The organism is Rhizobium sp. WYCCWR 11128 (genome assembly GCF_013416305.1).
Lineage (GTDB): Bacteria > Pseudomonadota > Alphaproteobacteria > Rhizobiales > Rhizobiaceae > Rhizobium > Rhizobium indicum.
This window is the reverse complement of record NZ_JACCEZ010000001.1, coordinates 1,265,676-1,283,765: the sequence shown is the minus strand read 5'-3', so window position 1 is coordinate 1,283,765 and position 18,090 is coordinate 1,265,676. Positions and strand designations below refer to the sequence as shown.

Here is an 18,090-nt window from a genome sequence, read left to right as displayed (position 1 = left end):
CGGAGTCTGGTCCTCAACGGCGAGGGAGAAGCTTGATCACGGTCACACTGGCGCTTTCCAGAGCGGCTTCGATCTCGCTGCGCAGCGTTTCCACGAGTTCGACGAATTCCGCGTGGCGCTCATTTCGCTCTGCGGCGGAGGATGTTTCCCATTTTCTCCGCAATTCATCTGCAACGGAGAAGTCGGCACAGAGTTCACGGAAGTTATCGTCACGGGCGGCCAATGTATCGATGGTTTTGGCGCTGGCTGGAAAGATGCGCTTGGCGAACCGTGTGTCGTAATCCATCCATCCTACCTCCAAGGCGGCCTCTGCAAGTCCGGCGGCCGCATCGCGTTATAAGTGGTGCATGATGATCCGGAATAGGGCGGAAGCAACGTAGTTTACAGTAAGGAACGGGAACGAAAGCGGAATTCGCCGTTCAGAGCATGTCCGACACGCTTGAACTCCAGTTTCGCGCTGCCGCTGCTAACCGCAATCGACGGGAGTACGCCCATAACCTGCGGACCACGAAGGATATGTCATGAAAGGTCTTGTCACAATCGGTGGCTTTTGTTCCGCCGACGCGACATGTGACCATGACGCCGCCTCACACGCGCTTGACACATCTGAAGCCGACATGACTTGTGGACGTGTCCTCAGGCTCTGCATGTCTGGCGGCGGGACGATAGCGCTTGCAGTAGTTCGGCGCGCAGAGGTGGGATCCGCCCTTGAGCACGCGCCGCGGGATCCTGATGTCAGGCAGCCGCGGATCATAGCTGGCGTCGGCGTCGCCTCCGCGGGGATTGCTGGGGATGCAGCATGAATGGCTGGCAGGCTCGGGATGGCGTGTCGACCAGAAGTCAGAGGTCCATTCCCAGACATTGCCGATCATGTCGTAGATGCCGTAGCCGTTTGATGGAAAGGATCCGACCGGGGACGTTCTGTCCGCACCGGCTGGCTTTGTGCTCAGCGTAGGGAAGGTGCCCTGCCAAGTGTTGGCCATGAGCTTTCCTTCCGGGTTCAACTCGTCGCCCCAGGCAAATTCCGCATCATCAAGGCCGCCGCACGCCGCCAGTTCCCACTCTGCCTCGGTCGGCAGATCTTTTTCCGCCCAGAGCGCATAGGCCATGGCGTCGCTATAGGCGACATGGACGACGGGATGATCGAGCTTGCCGCGGATGTCGGTGCGGCCGCCGTAAGGGTGTCGCCAGTCCGCGCCGAACTTGAACGACCACCACTGGGTAATGTCGGGGCCGACTATGGCTTTCGGCGGCGTGAACACCAGAGATCCGGCTCGCAGCATTTTAGGAAGCGCTCCAGGATAGTCGGCGGCACGGGGTGCCCTTTCGGCGACGGTCACATGTCCGGTGGCTTTGACGAACGAAGCGAACTGGCGGTTGGTGACGGGGGTGGCGTCGATCCAGAAGCCGTCGACGGCTACCGGATGAGCAGGCGCTTCCTCCGGATAATGCTCGTTCGATCCCATGGTGAAGGTTCGTCCGGCCACCCAGACCAGGCCTGAAAATCCCGCGTCGTCGGTCGCGCGCACGTCGGATGTCATTTTGTCATTCCCGCAGGTTATTGCCGTTCACGTACGGGTGCGTGCCCCGCCCATTCACCTATATAACTACCCCTCGGAGCCGCAGTTCTTATAGTAGGTTACAGTAATATACGCGACGCGTTGGTAGCAATCTGCCACTCTCTGCAATGTCATCGCTAAGCTGATGGCTATGTCAGCCGATCTGACTCTCGCCGGCGCATGCGAGCATCATTGAGAGCGGGAAAGTATTGCTCGCTCTGCCTTTCTACCTTGGGTCCAAAAGGGAGCAATCAACAATGAATACGCGCGTTTATCTAGCCGTTCTCGCCGCCAGTTGTTTTTCAGCATTTCCCGCCGCCGCCCAGGATCTCACCGGAGCAACCGGTTCACCCAGCGCTACGTCGACGATCAACGGCCAGTCGCTGCCGGCAGCACCTCCGGCGTTCGGCGGAACCATCAACCTGGACGCCAAGGACTCGATTCCGTGGTGGCCACCCAAGGTGGTGCCGCCGAAGGGCGCGCCGAATATACTGCTGATCATGACCGACGACGCCGGCTATGGCGTCTCCAGCACCTTCGGCGGCGTTATCCCGACACCGACGCTCGATCAGATCGCAGCCAATGGACTGCGCTTCACGCAGTTCCACTCCACCGCGCTGTGCTCGCCCACGCGCGCCGCTCTCATCACCGGGCGAAACCACCATTCGGCGGGCTTCGGGGTGATCGCCGAGCAATCCACCGGCTATCCCGGCTATGATGCGATTATTGGCCCGAACAACGGCACGATCGGTTCGATACTCAGGGATCACGGTTATGCCACCTCATGGCTCGGCAAGAACCACAATACCCCGACCTACGCGCTATCCGCCTCGGGACCGTTCGACCAGTGGCCCTCCGGCATGGGCTTCGACTATTTCTATGGCTTCCAGGGCGGCGAATCCAACCAGTGGACGCCCTGGCTGTTCCGCAACCACGACCAGATCTACCCGTGGCTCGACAAGCCCGACTACAATCTGGTCACCGGCATGGCCGATGACGCCATCGACTATCTGCGCAAGGTGAATGCCGCGACGCCGGACAAGCCGTTCTTCATGTACTATGTTCCCGGCGCAACCCATGCCCCGCACCATCCGACGAAGGAGTGGATCGAGAAGTTCAAAGGCAAGTTCGATGGCGGCTGGAACGCCATGCGGGACGAGATTCTCGCCAACCAGAAACGGCTCGGCGTGGTTCCGGAGAATACCCAGCTGACGCCGTGGCCGGATGACCTTCCGAAATGGGATACGCTATCGGCAGACGACAAGAAGATGTTCGCCCGTCAGGCGGAGGTCTACGCCGCCTTTGTCGCCTATGCCGACTTCGAGATCGGCCGGGTGGTCGATGAGGTTCGCAAGCAGGGCAAGCTCGACGATACCCTGATCATCTATATCGAGGGCGATAACGGCACCAGCGCCGAAGGTACGGCCATCGGCACGGCCTTCGACCTGGCCGCGATCCAGGCCATCAGCATGCCGGTCGCCGACCAGCTGAAATTCTACGACGCCTGGGGCGACCCGACGACGGAGCCACATATGTCAGTCGCCTGGTCCTGGGCTTTCGACACGCCGTTCAAATGGACCAAGCAGGTCGCCTCCCACTTCGGCGGCACCCGACAGGGCATGGCGATGTCTTGGCCGGGTCACATCACCGACAAGGGCGGCATCCGCAGCCAGTTCCACCATGTGATCGACATCGTGCCGACGATCCTCGAAGCCACCGGCATCCAGGCGCCGCTCACGGTGAACGGCATCGCCCAAAAGCCGATCGAAGGCGTCAGCATGGCCTATACCTGGTCCAAGGGCGCCAAGGACGTCCCCTCTGCACGCACGACACAGTATTTCGAGATGTTCGGCAATCGCGCGATCTACCACGAGGGCTGGATCGCCTCCACGACCCCACCCGCCGCGCCCTGGCTGATGGGACTCGGCAAACTGCCCGATGTGGTCGATGGCTATCAGTGGGAACTCTACAACCTGACCGAGGACTACTCGCAGTTCAACGATCTCGCCGCCAAGGAGCCGGACAAACTGCGCGATATGCAGCAGCTCTTCCTCGTGGAGGCCGCGAAATACCAGGTGTTGCCGCTTGATAACTCCGTCATCTCGCGTGCCACCGCGCCGCGGCCAAGCGCCACCGCTGGCCGAACCGAGTTCGTCTACTCAGGCGAACTCTCGGGCCTGCCACCGGCCTCGGCGCCCGATCCGCTGGCCCGCTCCTACACGATCACCGCCGAAGTCGACGTCCCGCAGGGCGGCGGAGACGGAATGCTTGCGACGCTTGGAGGCCGCTTCGGCGGCTACGGCCTTTATCTCCTCAAGGGCAAGCCGGTCTTCACCTATAACCTGCTTGGACTGGAGCGCTTCCGGTGGGCCGGCGAGACCGCGCTGACAGCAGGCAAACACAGCGTCGTCTTCGACTTTACCTACGAGGGACCCGGTTACGGGAAGGGCGGCAAGGGTGTGCTTAGCGTCGATGGCACGATGGTGGCCGAGCAGTCGATCCCGCATACCATCCCGTTTCTGGTGACGGTCGACGAGTCCTTCGACGTGGGGGTGGATACCCGCAGTCCTGTCGACGACAGCGACTACCAGGTGCCGTTCCGGTTTACGGGTACGCTGGACAAACTGACGGTCAAGGTTGGGCCGCCGCAAATCTAGTCAGCGTCAGGCGCGGGCCTCGCAGGGCCTGCGCCATGACTGAGTTCGCCGCGTCGGGGGCGACCCCGACAAGCCAAGCTACCGATTTCCGATATGGGCGATGTCGCCTTCACGCTATCGGTGTTTCTGGACGACTGTCGCCCGGACATTGGTTCCTGCCTATCGGCGGTTTCGCCTGTAGGTTACCGTAAGATACTTGCTCTCCTTATATTTGTTATGCCTTATGTACGCGTCCAGGCAAGCCGACAGGCCCTGTTATTCTCAACGCGGCATGCACTTTCGCTCGGCTATCTCAAGAGCATTCGAGAACCTCGGTCGGACCGTATTCAGCATCCGTTGCAGTGTTGAGCTTTGCTTCGCCTGACCAAAAAAGGGAGAAATGGGCATGACAGAGAACGCGACTCCAACGAGGCGGGATATCTTGCTAACCGGCGGATCTTTGCTCGCCATGTCGGCGATTGGCACGGCTGCGAGCACCACCATGAGCCGGAATGCAATGGCTCAAGCCACGGGCAAAAAACCCAACATAGTAGTCATCATGGCCGATGATGTCGGCATCTGGAATATCGGCGCTTACAATCGCGGCATGATGGCCGGTCGTACCCCACATCTCGACAGGCTTGCGGCAGAGGGGATGCTCTTTACCGACTACTACGCCGAGGCGAGCTGCACCGCAGGGCGAGCGAACTTCATCACCGGCGAGCTTCCGGTTCGAACTGGCATGACCACGGTTGGCCAGGCAGGCTCGCCCATCGGCCTTCCTGCTGCGGCGCCAACCATTGCCACCGTGCTGAGGTCTCTGGGCTACGCCACGGGACAGTTCGGCAAGAACCATCTTGGCGATCTCAACGAGTTTCTGCCAACGGTTCATGGCTTCGATGAGTTTTTCGGCTATCTTTATCATCTTGATGCGATGGAAGACCCCGCGCATCCGGGCTACCCGCAGGAACTGCTGAACGTAGTCGGCCCGCGCAACATGGTCCATTCCTGGGCCACGGAAACCGATGACCCCACGGAAATGCCGCGATGGGGCAAGGTCGGCAAACAAAAGATTGAAGATGCTGGCACGCTCTATCCGGAAAGGATGAAGACGGTCGACGACGAGATTCGCGATCTTTCCTTCAAGTTTATCGACAGGGCCAAGGCCGATGGCAAGCCGTTCTTCCTTTGGCTCAACCCGACACGGATGCACATTGTTACTCATCTATCGGAAAAGTACGAGAAGATGCGTAATTCCGCGAATGGTTGGACCATCCATGAAGCTGGGATGGCGCAGCTTGACGACATTGTTGGCGATACCATGCAGAAACTGAAAGAAATGGGCGACGATGAGAATACGATCGTCGTGTTCACGACTGACAATGGCACCGAAAACTTCACCTGGCCGGATGGTGGTCAGACACCATTTTTCGGCGGAAAAGGCACGACATACGAAGGCGGCTTCCGCGCCCCCGCAATGGTCCGCTGGCCGGGGCACGTTCCTACCGGTTCGATTTGCAATGGGCTGATGTCCGGCCTCGACTGGTTCCCCACCCTTGCGGCCGCCGCTGGAAGCACCAATATCGCCGTCGAGTTGAAAGCGGGGAAGGAACTCAATGGCCAGACCTACAAGGTTCACCTGGACGGCTATGATCAGACCAGCATGATCACCGGAACTGGCCCGTCGAACCGTCATGAAATCTGGTATTTCGCCGAAAGCGTGCTCGGGGCGGCCCGGATTGATGACTATAAATACACGTTCATGGAGCAGCCGGACGGTTGGATAGGCAGCACGGTGAAATTGGACGTGCCGACCGTTGTAAACCTGCGCCTTGATCCGTTCGAGCGTACGGCCTTTTTCAAGGGTAACGTTGGTTCACAAGAATACTTTGAATGGTACAAGTTCGAATTCTGGCGTTTCGTCCTCGTTCAGCAAAAAGTTGAAGAGCTGGCGAAGACTGCCATTGAATTTCCGCCGATGCAGAAGGGCGCAAGCTTCGGAATAGACGCAGTCAAGGCACAAATCGCCGAGGCCATGCGCAAGCAACACGCACAGTAAGCCAAGTTGCACGTCGCGTGGCGCGGCACGTCAATGCGGATGGAGGGCTTTTCTGCCTCCGGCCGCATTGAACCAGCTTTTGTCGAGGCGCGAGCGGATGACGTACGGCCGTTAGGAACCAGATCAAGGCGGCCGATCTTCTCGGTCTCTACCGCAACACCTTGCGCAAGAAGATCAGGGAACTTGGCGTCTCGGTCTACAGGAGTTCCCGCACCGCCTGAGCGTGTTCGGGGGGCGCGATAAAAAAGAAGGCGGCGGGCCCTCATGTTGCCCACCGCCCACCCCTCCCGGCGTCCGCCGCCACGGTCGGGAGGAGAGGTGAGCCTATCTGAGCGAAGTCGCGGTTTATATCCAAGCAGACAAACAAAAATGCGGTGTCATTCAACAGTCACATAAGCATTTGTGAGGAGTGATTTGACGCTAGGCGAATGTCATTGAAGTTGCTGCGGTCGTCGTCGCCGTGCCTGTGGATAAGCTGTGGATATCCGGTGGACGACAGGATCAATCAGCGGTCGATAATGTCGCAGATTCCAATCGCATGTTGCCTATCCGTTCCGAATCTCATCATTCTGCCGTTGCTGCCGTCGACCTCCGCCGCAAACGTCGTCGATCGCATGCCACGGGCGCTCCGACTGATGTCGTGGAGCGCCCATTTTCTTTACGGTCGGGGGCTGACGGGAACTGCGACATCTTGTTCTATGCCGGTGAACTTGGCGGGCTGAGCCTCGCATATCGTTGCGCATGCCATAGATTACGCGAATCGGTCGTCGATCAATCGGGCGACGCCGACCCCGGTGACAGGCCGGTACATATTCATAATTTGCGGGAGTTGCATGATGGAATATCGACGTTTGGGAAAGTCGGGCCTGAAAGTGAGCGAGTTCTCCTTCGGCTCATGGGTGACGTTCGGCAAGCAGGTCAATGGAGGCGACGCCGTCGACCTCATGAAGCTTGCCTATGACAACGGGGTGAACTTCTTCGACAATGCCGAAGGATATGAAAGCGGCAAATCCGAGATCGTGATGGGCGAGGCGCTCAGCAGGCTCGGCTGGAGTCGTGACAGCTTCGTCGTCTCCAGCAAGGTCTTCTGGGGAGGCCAGAAGCCGACGCAGCGCGGCCTGTCGCGCAAGCATGTGACCGACGCCTGCCACGCAGCACTCAAGCGGCTTCAGGTCGACTACCTCGACCTTTACTTCTGCCACCGCCCGGATATCGACACGCCGATCGAGGAAACGGTCCGGGCGATGCACGATCTCGTCGCCCAGGGCAAGGTGCTCTATTGGGGCACGTCGGAATGGTCGGCGCAGCAGTTGACGGAAGCCTACGCCGTTGCCCGGGATTTGCGCATCACGCCGCCGACCATGGAGCAGCCGCAGTACAACATCTTCGAACGCCAGAAGGTCGAGTCTGATTATCTGCCGCTGTATGACCTGATCGGCCTTGGCACCACGATCTGGTCACCGCTCGCCTCGGGCGTCCTGACCGGCAAATACAATGACGGCGTGCCGGCCGACAGCCGTATGAACCTGCCGGGCTATGAATGGCTGAAGGAAAAATGGTCCAGCGATGCCGGCCGCGCCCAGCTCAAACAAGTCGGCGAGCTTGCAAAGCTGGCGGACGAGATCGGGATATCGATCACGCATCTCGCCCTTTTGTGGTGCCTCGCCAACCGCAACGTCTCGACCGTCATTCTTGGAGCCTCGCGCGCCAGCCAGCTGCAGGACAATCTCGCAGCCCTCTCACACCGAGAGAAGATGACGTCTGACGTGCTGGACCGGATCGACACGATCGTCGGAAATAAACCGGAAGGACCACGTCGCTTCTAAAGCATGTCGCGCGATAACGACATGCGTAAAAACAAAGACCTAAGCGCGAGGAGCGATCTGAAAGATTGCGACGCGCTTCAGGTGAAACAACTTCCCTCGACGGGTCAGATTAAGGCTCGCCGAGGGAAGCAGGGCTTGACAATGTGACGACACGCGTTGCATTTTCGCCACAATGCGTTGCTTAAAGGTCACGCAAGGGTTTTGAACATTCGCTCCCGATCGAGTCGTTACGGCGCTGGCTTTTTTAAGCCGGCGTTGCTTGGTTTTCGATCGGATGGCGAGGGCGGCGGGTGCCGCCTGAAGAGAGGCCGAATGACGCAGGATGGGGTATCGCCGGCGGCGGCGGGCGAGACGGTGACGACGGTGACCGACCGCCGCGCCCTTTTTGCCGTGCCCGGCCTCGTGCTCGCCGGCGGCGCGCTTCTCTGCGCCACGGCGACGTTGTTCGTGCTGCTCGGTCTGACGCCGATCGCCCCGACCTCGCATGTCGTCATCACCTCGGTGATCGTCAATTCCTTCTTTGTCCTGACGCTGCTCGCCTTGATCGGCCGCGAGGTGGCAAGGCTGCTCAAGGCGCGCACCCGCGGCCGTGCGGCAGCCCGCCTGCATATCCGCATCGTCGTGCTCTTTTCGATCGTGGCGATCACGCCGGCGATCCTCGTCGCCATCTTTGCCAGCATCACGCTGAATGCCGGTCTTGACCGCTGGTTTGCCCTGCGCACCCAGTCGATCGTCAGCTCGTCGCGCAATATCGGCCAGGCTTATATGATGGAGAATGCCAGCTACCTGCAGGGGCAGACGGTCTCCATGGCCAACGACCTGGAGCGCAACCGCGCGCTCTACAGCCTCGACAGGACGGGTTTTGCCGACCTGATGACCCGCCAGGCGAGGGGGCGCGGCCTGCTCGGCGCCTTCCTCGTCGAGCGCGACGGCTCGGTGATCGTCCAGGCCGATATCGCCACCGAAAAGCCGCTGCCGGCCATTCCGCAGGACGCATTGGAAAAGGCCGCCGCCGGCCAGCCGACGCTGATCCCGCCCGGCGTTACCAATCTCGTCGGCGCCATCATCAAGCTCGACGCCATCCAGGGCACCTTCCTCTATACGGTGCGCGCCGTTGATCCCAAGGTCATGGGCGCCATGCGGATGATGGAGGAGAACGCCACCGAATACCGCTCGATGGAGGCCAACCGCTTCTCGCTGCAGGTCGCCTTTGCCGTGCTCTATATCGGCTTCGCGCTGATCGTGCTCCTGGCGGCGATCTGGACCGCAATCGCCGTCGCCGACCGCATCGTCCGGCCGATCCGCCTGCTGATCACCGCCGCCGACAGCGTTGCATCGGGCAATATGGATATCGTCGTGCCGGTGCATGCCGTCGATGGCGACGTCGCCAATCTCTCGCGCACCTTCAACAAGATGATCTCGGAAATCCGCACCCAGCGCGACGAGATCCTCGAGGCCAAGGACGAGGTCGATGACCGCCGTCGCTTCATCGAGGCGGTGCTGTCGGGCGTCACCGCCGCCGTCATCGGCGTCGAGCAGGACCGCCGCATCGCCATCGTCAATAGTTCGGCCGAAACGCTGATGTCGCTGTCGGCCGACGAGATGCTCGGAAAGCAGCTGGTCGACATCGCGCCAGAGGTCGATCACGTGCTGACCGAGGCGGCGGTGCGTTATCGCGGCGATTTCCGCAAGCAGATCGCCCTCGTGCGCGGCGGTACGGTGAGGACGCTGAGCGTGCAGGTTACCCGCGAGGAAGTGCGCGACATGAGCGAATCCTACGTGATCACGCTCGACGACATCACCGATCTCGTCATCGCCCAGCGCTCGACCGCCTGGGGCGACGTGGCAAGGCGCATCGCCCATGAGATCAAGAACCCGCTGACGCCGATCCAGCTTTCCGCCGAGCGCATCCAGCGCCGCTACGGCAAGCAGATCGACCCGGGTGACCGGACCGTCTTCGACCAGTGCACGGATACCATCATCCGCCAAGTCGGCGATATCGGCCGCATGGTCGACGAATTCTCCGCCTTTGCCCGCATGCCGAAGCCGACCAAGGAGCCGAGCGACCTGCGCAATATCCTGCGCGACGCGATCTTCCTGCGTGAGATGGGCAACCATCACGTCACCTTCGAGCAGGATTTCGGCGACCAGCCGCTGGAGGGCCTGTTCGACAGCCGCATGCTCGGCCAGGCCTTCGGAAATCTCATCAAGAATGCCGTCGAATCGATCGAGGCCGTTCCGAGCGACGAGCGGGACGAACGCAAGATTCTCGTCCGCGCCGCACTCGATACCGGCCGCGACCGCTTCACCGTCGACGTGATCGACAATGGCCGCGGCCTGCCGGTGGAGAACCGCCACAGCATTCTGGAACCCTATATGACGATGCGCGAGAAGGGCACCGGCCTCGGCCTCGCCATCGTCAAGAAGATCATCGAGGAACATGGCGGGCAGCTCGAGCTGCATGATGCGCCCGCCGATTTTGACCGGGGAAGAGGAGCCATGATCCGCGTGCATCTGCCACGCCTGGATCCGACGTCTTCTGCCCCCGCAGCCAATGACAAGGAAAGCGTTTATGGCCTCTGATATTCTCGTCGTCGACGATGAGCACGATATTCGCGAGATCGTTTCCGGCATTCTCTCGGATGAAGGGCACGAGACGCGCACGGCCCACGACAGCGACAGCGCACTGGCGGCGATTTCCGATCGCGTGCCGCGGCTGATCTTCCTCGATATCTGGATGCAGGGCAGCAAGCTCGATGGTCTGTCACTGCTCGACGAGATCAGGACCCGCCATCCGGAATTGCCCGTCGTGATGATCTCAGGCCATGGCAACATCGAGACCGCCGTCTCGGCGATCAAGCGCGGCGCCTTCGATTTCATCGAAAAGCCCTTCAAGGCCGACCGGCTGATCCTGATCGCCGAACGCGCGCTGGAGAATTCCAAGCTGAAGCGCGAGGTCTCAGATCTGAAGCGCCGCACCGGGGACGCGCTGGAGCTGATCGGCACATCGGTTGCCGTTTCGCAGCTGCGCCAGACGATCGAGAAGGTTGCACCGACCAACAGCCGCATCATGATCCTCGGCGCGTCGGGCTCCGGCAAGGAGCTGGTGGCGCGGATGATCCACAAGAAGTCGGCTCGCGCCAACGGCCCCTTCGTTGCGATCAACGCCGCCAACATCACGCCCGAACGCATGGAAGTGGCGCTGTTCGGCACCGAGGGCACGCCCGGCCAGGCGCGCAAGATCGGCGCGCTCGAGGAAGCCCATCGCGGCATCCTCTATCTCGACGAAGTCGGCGAAATGCCGCGCGAGACGCAGAACAAGATCCTCCGCGTCCTGGTCGACCAGCAGTTCGAGCGCGTCGGCGGTTCCAAGCGTGTCAAGGTCGATGTTCGCATCATCTCCTCGACGGCCTATAATCTCGAGAGCCGCATCGCCGAGGGCTGGTTCCGCGAGGATCTCTACCATCGCCTTGCCGTCGTGCCGGTGCGTGTGCCCGCACTTGCCGAACGGCGCGAGGACATTCCCTTCCTTGTCGACCAGCTGATGCGCCAGATTTCCGAGCAGGCCGGCATCCGTCCGCGCCGCATCGGCGACGACGCCATGGCCGTGCTGCAGGCGCATGATTGGCCCGGCAACATCCGCCAGCTGCGCAACAATATCGAGCGGCTGATGATCCTTGCCCGCACCGACGGCCCGGATGCGCCGATCACCGCCGACATGCTGCCGACCGATCTCGGCGACATGCTGCCGAAGGTGTCCGCCAAGAACGACTATCACATCATGACGTTGCCGCTGCGCGAAGCCCGCGAGATGTTCGAGAAGGACTATCTGATCGCCCAGATCAACCGCTTCGGCGGCAATATCTCGCGCACCGCGGAATTCGTCGGCATGGAGCGTTCGGCGCTGCACCGCAAGCTGAAGTCGCTCGGCGTCTAAGTGCATCCGGCGCGGCCCGACGCCGCGCCGCGTCCCCTATTGCTTCCCGGAAGACCAGGTTTCCCATGCCGAGAATTGCCTATGTGAATGGCCGCTACGTCAAGCATTCCGATGCCAGCGTGCATATCGAGGATCGCGGCTACCAGTTCGCCGATGGCGTCTACGAGGTCTGCGAAGTTCGCCACGGCTATATCGTCGACCTCACGCGCCATATGAACCGTCTCGACCGATCGCTTGGTGAGTTGCGCATCGCCTGGCCGATGGGCCGGGCGGCGCTGACGCAGGTCATTCGCGAGACGCTGCGCCGCAACCACGTCCGCAACGGGCTTTTCTACATGCAGGTGACGCGCGGCGTCGCCCGCCGCGATCATGTCTTCCCGGCCGAGGGAACGCCGCCCTCGCTTGTCATCACCGCCAAGAGCACCGATGCCAAGATCATCGCCGCCAAGAACGCCAACGGCATCAAGGCTATCACCCTTGTCGACAATCGCTGGGACCGCGTCGATATCAAGTCCGTCGGCCTGCTGCCGAATGCCATGGCCCGCCAGCAGGCCAAGGAGGCCGGCGCCCAGGAAGCGATCTATGTCGACGGCGACGGCATGGTGAAGGAAGGGGCGGCGACCAATGTCTGGATCGTCGATCCGGACGGAACGCTGGTCACACGCCCGGCCGAACACGGCATTCTGCGCGGCATTACCCGCACCACTCTGATCGATGTCGGAGCCAAGCTGGGGTTGACGATCGCCGAGCGGAACTTCTCCGTTTCGGAGATGCTCGCAGCCCGCGAGGTCTTCCTCACTGCAGCCACAAGCATTTGTTTTCCGGTCGTTTCCGTCGATGGCCAGGCCATTGCCAACGGCCATCCGGGTAGCGTTTCGCAGAAAGTCCGCGAGGCCTTTTTCGACGTTGCGGAAAAGATTGCGATTTGATACCAAGATTTGCTGGACAGGTGGAATGAGGATGCCACCGGTCTTTGCATGGTGAGGTTGATTGATATTCTACCGGCCAGATCAGGTCGGCAATAAAGAAAGAAGCGGCGCGATGGCGGAACGTTCTCAGAATCTTCAGGACTTATTTCTCAATACTGTTCGCAAGCAAAAGATTTCCCTGACAATCTTTCTGATCAACGGCGTGAAACTCACGGGCGTTGTTACGTCTTTTGACAATTTCTGTGTTCTTCTTCGCCGTGACGGCCATTCGCAGCTCGTGTATAAGCATGCGATCTCGACGATCATGCCGGGCCAGCCCATGCAGATGTTCGAGAGCGAAGAAGCAGCGTCCTAACAGGATCAGCCGTCATTTCGACACGCGATACCAAGAACGATTCGATCATCCCTGAGGCCGCCAAGCACAGGGACGACATGCGCGCGACTGTCGTCGTGCCGGTTCTGAAATCGCGCAGTCGCGGCGGCCAGGGCGAATCGGCCTCGACCCGCACACCGGAAAGCCGGCTCGAAGAGGCGACGGGCCTTGCCCAGGCGATCGACCTCGATGTCGTCAACGGCTCTATCGTCCCGGTCAACGATCCGAGACCGGCCACACTGCTCGGCACCGGCAAGATCGAGGAGATCAAGGCGCTGCTCGACGAGCGCGATTCCGGGCTCGTCATCGTCGATCATCCGTTGACGCCGGTGCAGCAGCGCAACCTCGAAAAGGTATGGAACGCCAAGGTCATCGACCGGACGGGCCTCATCCTCGAAATCTTCGGCCGCCGCGCCTCCACCAAGGAAGGCACGCTGCAGGTCGATCTCGCCCATCTGAATTATCAGAAGGGCCGTCTGGTGCGAAGCTGGACCCACCTTGAACGCCAGCGCGGCGGCGGCGGCTTCATGGGCGGCCCCGGCGAAACCCAGATCGAAGCCGACCGGCGGATGCTGCAGGACCGCATCATCAAGCTTGAACGCGAGCTGGAGCAGGTCGTGCGCACCCGCCAGCTCCACCGCGCCAAGCGCCGCAAGGTGCCGCATCCGATCGTGGCGCTGGTCGGCTACACCAATGCCGGCAAGTCGACGCTGTTCAACCGTATCACCGGCGCCGGCGTGCTGGCTGAAGACATGCTCTTTGCCACGCTCGACCCGACGCTTCGGCGCATGAAACTGCCGCACGGCCGCACCGTCATCCTGTCCGACACCGTCGGCTTCATCTCCGACCTGCCGACCCATCTGGTCGCCGCTTTCCGGGCGACGCTGGAAGAGGTGCTGGAAGCCGATCTCATCCTGCATGTCCGCGATATGTCCGATGCCGACAACCAGGCGCAGAGCTCCGACGTGATGCGCATCCTGAACGATCTCGGCATCGACGAGGCCGAAGCCGAAAAGCGGCTGATCGAGGTCTGGAACAAGATCGACCGGCTGGAGCCCGAGGTGCACGACACCATGGTGCAGAAATCGGCTGGCGCCAGCAACGTGGTGGCGGTTTCCGCCGTCAGCGGCGAGGGCGTCGATACGCTGATGGAAGAGATCAGCCGCAGGCTGTCCGGCGTGATGACCGTGGCGACGATCCGCCTTCCGGTCGACAAGCTGGCGCTGCTGCCCTGGCTTTACGATCACGCGATCGTCGACGGCCGTGAGGACAATGAAGACGGCACGATCACCCTCGATCTGCGCCTGTCCGAAACCGAGGCGACCGAACTCGAGCGCCGCATCGGCAATGGCCAGAAGTTTTCAAAGGAAGATTGGGAGCGGTAAGGTCGGCGAGACCAGCCCCTCATCCGGCTGCCGCCACCTTCTCCCCGTAAACGGGGCGAAGGGACAAGCCGCAATGTCTCGGCTCCCGCGCATTTCTGGTATGGCACGTCCCCTCTACCCGTTTACGGGGAGAGGGTTAGGGTGAGGGGCAGCCATCTGCACGAACCGGACAGGCGATAACTCACTCAGCCCCCGACGTCACAACCCGCTCGATCGCCTTCGCCGCCTGCCAGATTTCCTCCATCCGCTCCAGCGTCGCGTCTTTCAGCGTCTCGCCTTCTGCTTCAAGAACCTGTTCTATATGGCTGAACCGACGACGGAATTTCATATTCGTACCGCGCACTGCCTGTTCCGGATCCGCCTTGACATGCCGGCCGATATTAACGACCGCGAAGATCAGGTCGCCGAGTTCGTCGCTGACCTTTGCCTGATCGCCTTCGCGGAGGGCTGCCCGCAATTCGCCGATCTCCTCCTCGATCTTGTCGAGGATCGGCTCCGGCGCTGACCAATCGAAGCCGACCTTGGCTGCGCGTTCCTGCAGCTTCAGGGCTTCCGTCAAGGCCGGGAAGCTGCGCTGCACGGAGCCGAGGAAGCCGCTGTTGAAGTCCTCGGTGATGCCGCGCCGTGACCGCCGCTCGGCGCGCTCGCGTTTCTCCGCCTGCTTGATCTCGTCCCATTGTATCTTCACCGCGTCCGGTGTATCCGCCGCCGAGCGGGCAAAGACGTGCGGGTGGCGGCGGATCATCTTGGCGGTGATGGCGTTGACCACGTCGCCGAAGGAAAATTCGCCGGCCTCCTCGGCCATGCGGGCGTGAAAGACCACCTGCAGCAGCAGGTCGCCCAGCTCGTCGCAGAGATCGTCCATATCGCCGCGCTCGATCGCATCGGAGACCTCATAGGCCTCCTCGATCGTATAGGGCTTGATCGTCTCGAAGTTCTGCACGATGTCCCAGGGGCAGCCGGTTTCGGGATGGCGCAGCGCCGCCATGATCTCGATCAGCCGCGAAATGTCTTTGGAAGGTTCCATGTTGCCTCGGTTCAGCGGGCTTCAGTTCGGTGGGCCAGTTCAGCGGCCCTCAGTTCAGGGGCCCTCAGTTTAGGGGGATGTCGTTGGCGCTCTTCGACGATTGGTAGCTGGACGACAGCGCGTCGTAGCGCGCCTTGATGCCGGCGGTCTGCGCCTTCAGCGCGGTCTTCAGCTGAGCCTCTTCGGTCTCGACAAGATCGGCGATGGCAAAGCTGTTCCAGAAGGCGTTTTGCCTGCGATAGCCGCCGGGTTCAAGCCCGAAGACCTCCTTCAGGATCTTCAGGTCGTGCGGAATGGCGAAGGCGTCGCGGGAATCCTCATGGCTGAAGAAATAGTAGAAATTATCGAAGCCCGCCCAGGTGATCGCCGACATGCACATGGTGCAGGGTTCGTGCGTCGACAGGAAGATCAGATCCTTGGTCGGCGGCTTGTCGCCAAGCTCGTAGAAGCGCTTCAGCGTATGCACCTCGCCGTGCCAGAGCGGATTCTCCAGCTCGTTATTGGTCTCGGCGACAACGAGCGAAAGATCGGATTTCCTTAAGATCGCCGCACCGAACACCTTATTGCCAAGCGAAACGCCACGCTCCGTCAGCGGCAGGATATCCTCTTCCATGACCTGAAGCAGGCGGGAGGCAATGGTCTTATCAGGCATGAGGGCCCTCCAGTTTTCCTAAGTCTATCGCCTTGGCGGCGCGAGTGAAATGCGGGAAGCAGCGGTGGACGTCTTTTGTCACAGGCTTTATACTGCGCTGCAGCAAGCGGGCTGAGAATATGCGGCTTTTTGGCAGCACGGGTGACTTTTCTCAAATCACTGACGGCACGAGCAAAAGAATACCTGCTTGCTTGGGCTTTCGAATTTCTGTTCCTTCAATCCCTTGTCGATCAAGGGCATATTCCGGCAACCTCGAAGTGGATTGATGATGCCTTCCAAGACTGAACAGCTTTCGGTATTTCCCGCCTTCTTCCGCGTGGAAGGCCAGAAGACGGCTGTCTTCGGCAATGGTGACGAAGCGTTCGCCAAGGTGCGGCTGCTGCTGAACACAAAGGCGCGGATTGTCGCCTATGCCGACCGGCCGGAAGCCGATTACCACGCTTTCCTGATCGCCAACCGGATCGAGACCGTGCGCGCTGCCTTCTCAGCCGAACAGGCCGACGGTTCAGCGCTCGTTTTCGCCGCAACCGGCAATGAAGCTGATGACCGCAGCATCGTCGATGCCGCTCGCGCTGCCAGAATTCCGGCCAATGCCGTCGATCAGCCCGATTACTGCGATTTCTTCACGCCGGCGCTGGTCAACCGCGCACCCGTCGCTGTTGCGATCGGCACCGAAGGGGCAGGGCCGGTTCTGGCGCAGATGATCCGCGCGCAGATCGACCAGCTTCTTTCGCCCTCGCTCGGCCGCCTTGCCGGGCTGGCGACGAGCTACCGCAAGGCTGTCGAACAACTGATTCCCAGAGGCGTCTCCCGCCGGGTCTTCTGGCGCCGCTTCTTTTCCGGTGCCGTTGCCGATGCGGTCGCCAACGGCAACCTGCCGCAGGCCCGCCATGCCGCCGACCGGCTGCTGCACGCGATGGACAAGGTCGCCGGCCACGTCTGGCTGGTCGGCGCCGGTCCGGGTGCCGAGGATCTGCTGACGCTGCGCGCTCAGCGCGTGATGATGGAAGCCGACGTCATCGTCTATGACGCGCTGGTGCCGCAGGCGATCGTCGATATGGGCCGCCGCGATGCCGAGCGGCTTTCTGTCGGCAAGCGCAAGGGCTGCCACTCGAAGTCCCAGGAAGAAATCAACGACCTGCTGGTCGAGCTCGGCCGCCAGGGTAAACGTGTCGTCCGTCTGAAATCCGGCGATCCGCTGGTCTACGGCCGGGCAGGGGAAGAGATGGCCGCACTGCGTGCTGCCGGTATCACCTATGAGGTCGTGCCTGGCATCACCTCGGCTTTCGCCGCCGCTGCCGATTTCGAGCTGCCGCTGACGCTGCGCGGCGTCGCCTCCTCGCTGGTCTTCACCACCGGCCATGATCTCACAGGCGACGTGCTGCCCGATTGGGCAAGCCTTGCCGTTTCCGGCGCGACGATCGCCGTCTATATGGGCCGCACGGTTGCCGCCTCCGTCGCCGAGCGGCTGATGCAGGCGGGCATCCCCGCCGAAACCACTGTCGCCGTCATCGAAAATGCCAGCCGCGCCGATCGCCGCCTGCTGCATGGCACGCTTGCCGATCTGCCCGATCTGCAGCACCGCGACGAGTTGACCGGGCCCGTCATGGTCATCATCGGCGATGCGGTCGCCGGCGCCAATTTCGAACTGTCCGAGCCCTTGGTGCGCGCAAACGCCCGGCTCGAGGAACTTGCAAGGAGCTGAAT

At 61.3% G+C, this 18,090-nt stretch carries 13 protein-coding genes; 9 read left to right on the top strand and 4 right to left on the bottom strand.

The window, feature by feature from the left end; genetic code table 11:
• Window positions 1-13 precede the first annotated feature (13 nt).
• Together HX898_RS06215 and HX898_RS06210 are read right to left on the bottom strand one after the other, a co-directional pair.
• On the bottom strand, window positions 14-286 hold the full coding sequence (locus HX898_RS06215; RefSeq protein ID WP_180194237.1) for a hypothetical protein: 273 nt from the start codon (window positions 284-286) through the stop codon (window positions 14-16).
• A 301-nt stretch (window positions 287-587) separates the two neighbouring features.
• A complete protein-coding gene (locus tag HX898_RS06210) occupies window positions 588-1,541 on the bottom strand; it encodes a formylglycine-generating enzyme family protein (RefSeq protein WP_138329577.1) in 954 nt (317 codons plus the stop codon).
• A 275-nt stretch (window positions 1,542-1,816) separates the two neighbouring features.
• Between HX898_RS06210 and HX898_RS06205 the strand changes: the two genes are divergently transcribed.
• The 8 genes from HX898_RS06205 to hflX all read left to right on the top strand — a co-directional run bounded on the left by HX898_RS06205 (window position 1,817) and on the right by hflX (window position 14,704).
• The gene (locus HX898_RS06205; RefSeq protein ID WP_180194236.1) at window positions 1,817-4,216 is read left to right on the top strand and encodes an arylsulfatase; all 2,400 of its coding nucleotides are present in this window, start codon (window positions 1,817-1,819) and stop codon (window positions 4,214-4,216) included.
• A gap of 379 nt (window positions 4,217-4,595) precedes the next feature.
• A complete protein-coding gene (locus HX898_RS06200; RefSeq protein ID WP_138329573.1) occupies window positions 4,596-6,254 on the top strand; it encodes an arylsulfatase in 1,659 nt (552 codons plus the stop codon).
• Between the two features lie 836 nt (window positions 6,255-7,090).
• Complete coding sequence (locus HX898_RS06190) at window positions 7,091-8,080, top strand: aldo/keto reductase (RefSeq protein WP_138389253.1); 990 nt, start codon at window positions 7,091-7,093, stop codon at window positions 8,078-8,080.
• Window positions 8,081-8,392: 312 nt separating this feature from the next.
• Window positions 8,393-10,663 (top strand): PAS domain-containing sensor histidine kinase, encoded by a 2,271-nt coding sequence (locus HX898_RS06185; protein WP_138329570.1) that lies wholly within the window; start codon window positions 8,393-8,395, stop codon window positions 10,661-10,663.
• The gene (locus HX898_RS06180; RefSeq protein WP_003559163.1) at window positions 10,653-12,017 is read left to right on the top strand and encodes a sigma-54 dependent transcriptional regulator; all 1,365 of its coding nucleotides are present in this window, start codon (window positions 10,653-10,655) and stop codon (window positions 12,015-12,017) included. The genes HX898_RS06185 and HX898_RS06180 overlap by 11 nt, the downstream gene beginning before the upstream one ends.
• A 65-nt stretch (window positions 12,018-12,082) precedes the next feature.
• Window positions 12,083-12,946, top strand: a complete 864-nt coding sequence (locus HX898_RS06175; protein ID WP_180194235.1) for a D-amino-acid transaminase — start codon at window positions 12,083-12,085, stop codon at window positions 12,944-12,946.
• A gap of 112 nt (window positions 12,947-13,058) precedes the next feature.
• Window positions 13,059-13,301 (top strand): RNA chaperone Hfq, encoded by a 243-nt coding sequence (gene hfq / locus HX898_RS06170; RefSeq protein ID WP_003539403.1) that lies wholly within the window; start codon window positions 13,059-13,061, stop codon window positions 13,299-13,301.
• A 77-nt stretch (window positions 13,302-13,378) separates the two neighbouring features.
• Window positions 13,379-14,704 (top strand): GTPase HflX, encoded by a 1,326-nt coding sequence (gene hflX, locus HX898_RS06165; protein WP_180194234.1) that lies wholly within the window; start codon window positions 13,379-13,381, stop codon window positions 14,702-14,704.
• Between the two features lie 181 nt (window positions 14,705-14,885).
• On the opposite strand, the gene mazG is transcribed toward hflX, so the two are convergent.
• Together mazG and HX898_RS06155 are read right to left on the bottom strand one after the other, a co-directional pair.
• Window positions 14,886-15,731, bottom strand: coding sequence for a nucleoside triphosphate pyrophosphohydrolase (gene mazG / locus HX898_RS06160; RefSeq protein ID WP_180194233.1), 846 nt, complete (start codon window positions 15,729-15,731; stop codon window positions 14,886-14,888).
• A gap of 64 nt (window positions 15,732-15,795) precedes the next feature.
• Window positions 15,796-16,383 (bottom strand): nucleoside deaminase, encoded by a 588-nt coding sequence (locus HX898_RS06155; protein WP_180194232.1) that lies wholly within the window; start codon window positions 16,381-16,383, stop codon window positions 15,796-15,798.
• A gap of 268 nt (window positions 16,384-16,651) precedes the next feature.
• Here HX898_RS06155 and cysG point away from each other — a divergent pair, with 268 nt between their 5' ends.
• Window positions 16,652-18,088, top strand: a complete 1,437-nt coding sequence (gene cysG, locus HX898_RS06150) for a siroheme synthase CysG (RefSeq protein WP_180194362.1) — start codon at window positions 16,652-16,654, stop codon at window positions 18,086-18,088.
• Window positions 18,089-18,090: the final 2 nt, after the last annotated feature.

What these genes read in the sequence shown, in the direction of transcription:
- HX898_RS06190 (WP_138389253.1), top strand. Translation starts at nt 7,091, where the DNA reads ATGGAATATCGACGTTTGGGAAAGTCGGGCCTGAAAGTGAGCGAGTTC.
- HX898_RS06185 (WP_138329570.1), top strand. Translation starts at nt 8,393, where the DNA reads ATGACGCAGGATGGGGTATCGCCGGCGGCGGCGGGCGAGACGGTGACG.
- cysG (WP_180194362.1), top strand. Translation starts at nt 16,652, where the DNA reads ATGCCTTCCAAGACTGAACAGCTTTCGGTATTTCCCGCCTTCTTCCGC.
- HX898_RS06155 (WP_180194232.1), bottom strand. Translation starts at nt 16,383, where the DNA reads ATGCCTGATAAGACCATTGCCTCCCGCCTGCTTCAGGTCATGGAAGAG.
- HX898_RS06210 (WP_138329577.1), bottom strand. Translation starts at nt 1,541, where the DNA reads ATGACATCCGACGTGCGCGCGACCGACGACGCGGGATTTTCAGGCCTG.
- HX898_RS06175 (WP_180194235.1), top strand. Translation starts at nt 12,083, where the DNA reads ATGCCGAGAATTGCCTATGTGAATGGCCGCTACGTCAAGCATTCCGAT.
- hflX (WP_180194234.1), top strand. Translation starts at nt 13,379, where the DNA reads ATGCGCGCGACTGTCGTCGTGCCGGTTCTGAAATCGCGCAGTCGCGGC.
- HX898_RS06180 (WP_003559163.1), top strand. Translation starts at nt 10,653, where the DNA reads ATGGCCTCTGATATTCTCGTCGTCGACGATGAGCACGATATTCGCGAG.
- hfq (WP_003539403.1), top strand. Translation starts at nt 13,059, where the DNA reads ATGGCGGAACGTTCTCAGAATCTTCAGGACTTATTTCTCAATACTGTT.
- HX898_RS06215 (WP_180194237.1), bottom strand. Translation starts at nt 286, where the DNA reads ATGGATTACGACACACGGTTCGCCAAGCGCATCTTTCCAGCCAGCGCC.
- HX898_RS06200 (WP_138329573.1), top strand. Translation starts at nt 4,596, where the DNA reads ATGGGCATGACAGAGAACGCGACTCCAACGAGGCGGGATATCTTGCTA.
- HX898_RS06205 (WP_180194236.1), top strand. Translation starts at nt 1,817, where the DNA reads ATGAATACGCGCGTTTATCTAGCCGTTCTCGCCGCCAGTTGTTTTTCA.
- mazG (WP_180194233.1), bottom strand. Translation starts at nt 15,731, where the DNA reads ATGGAACCTTCCAAAGACATTTCGCGGCTGATCGAGATCATGGCGGCG.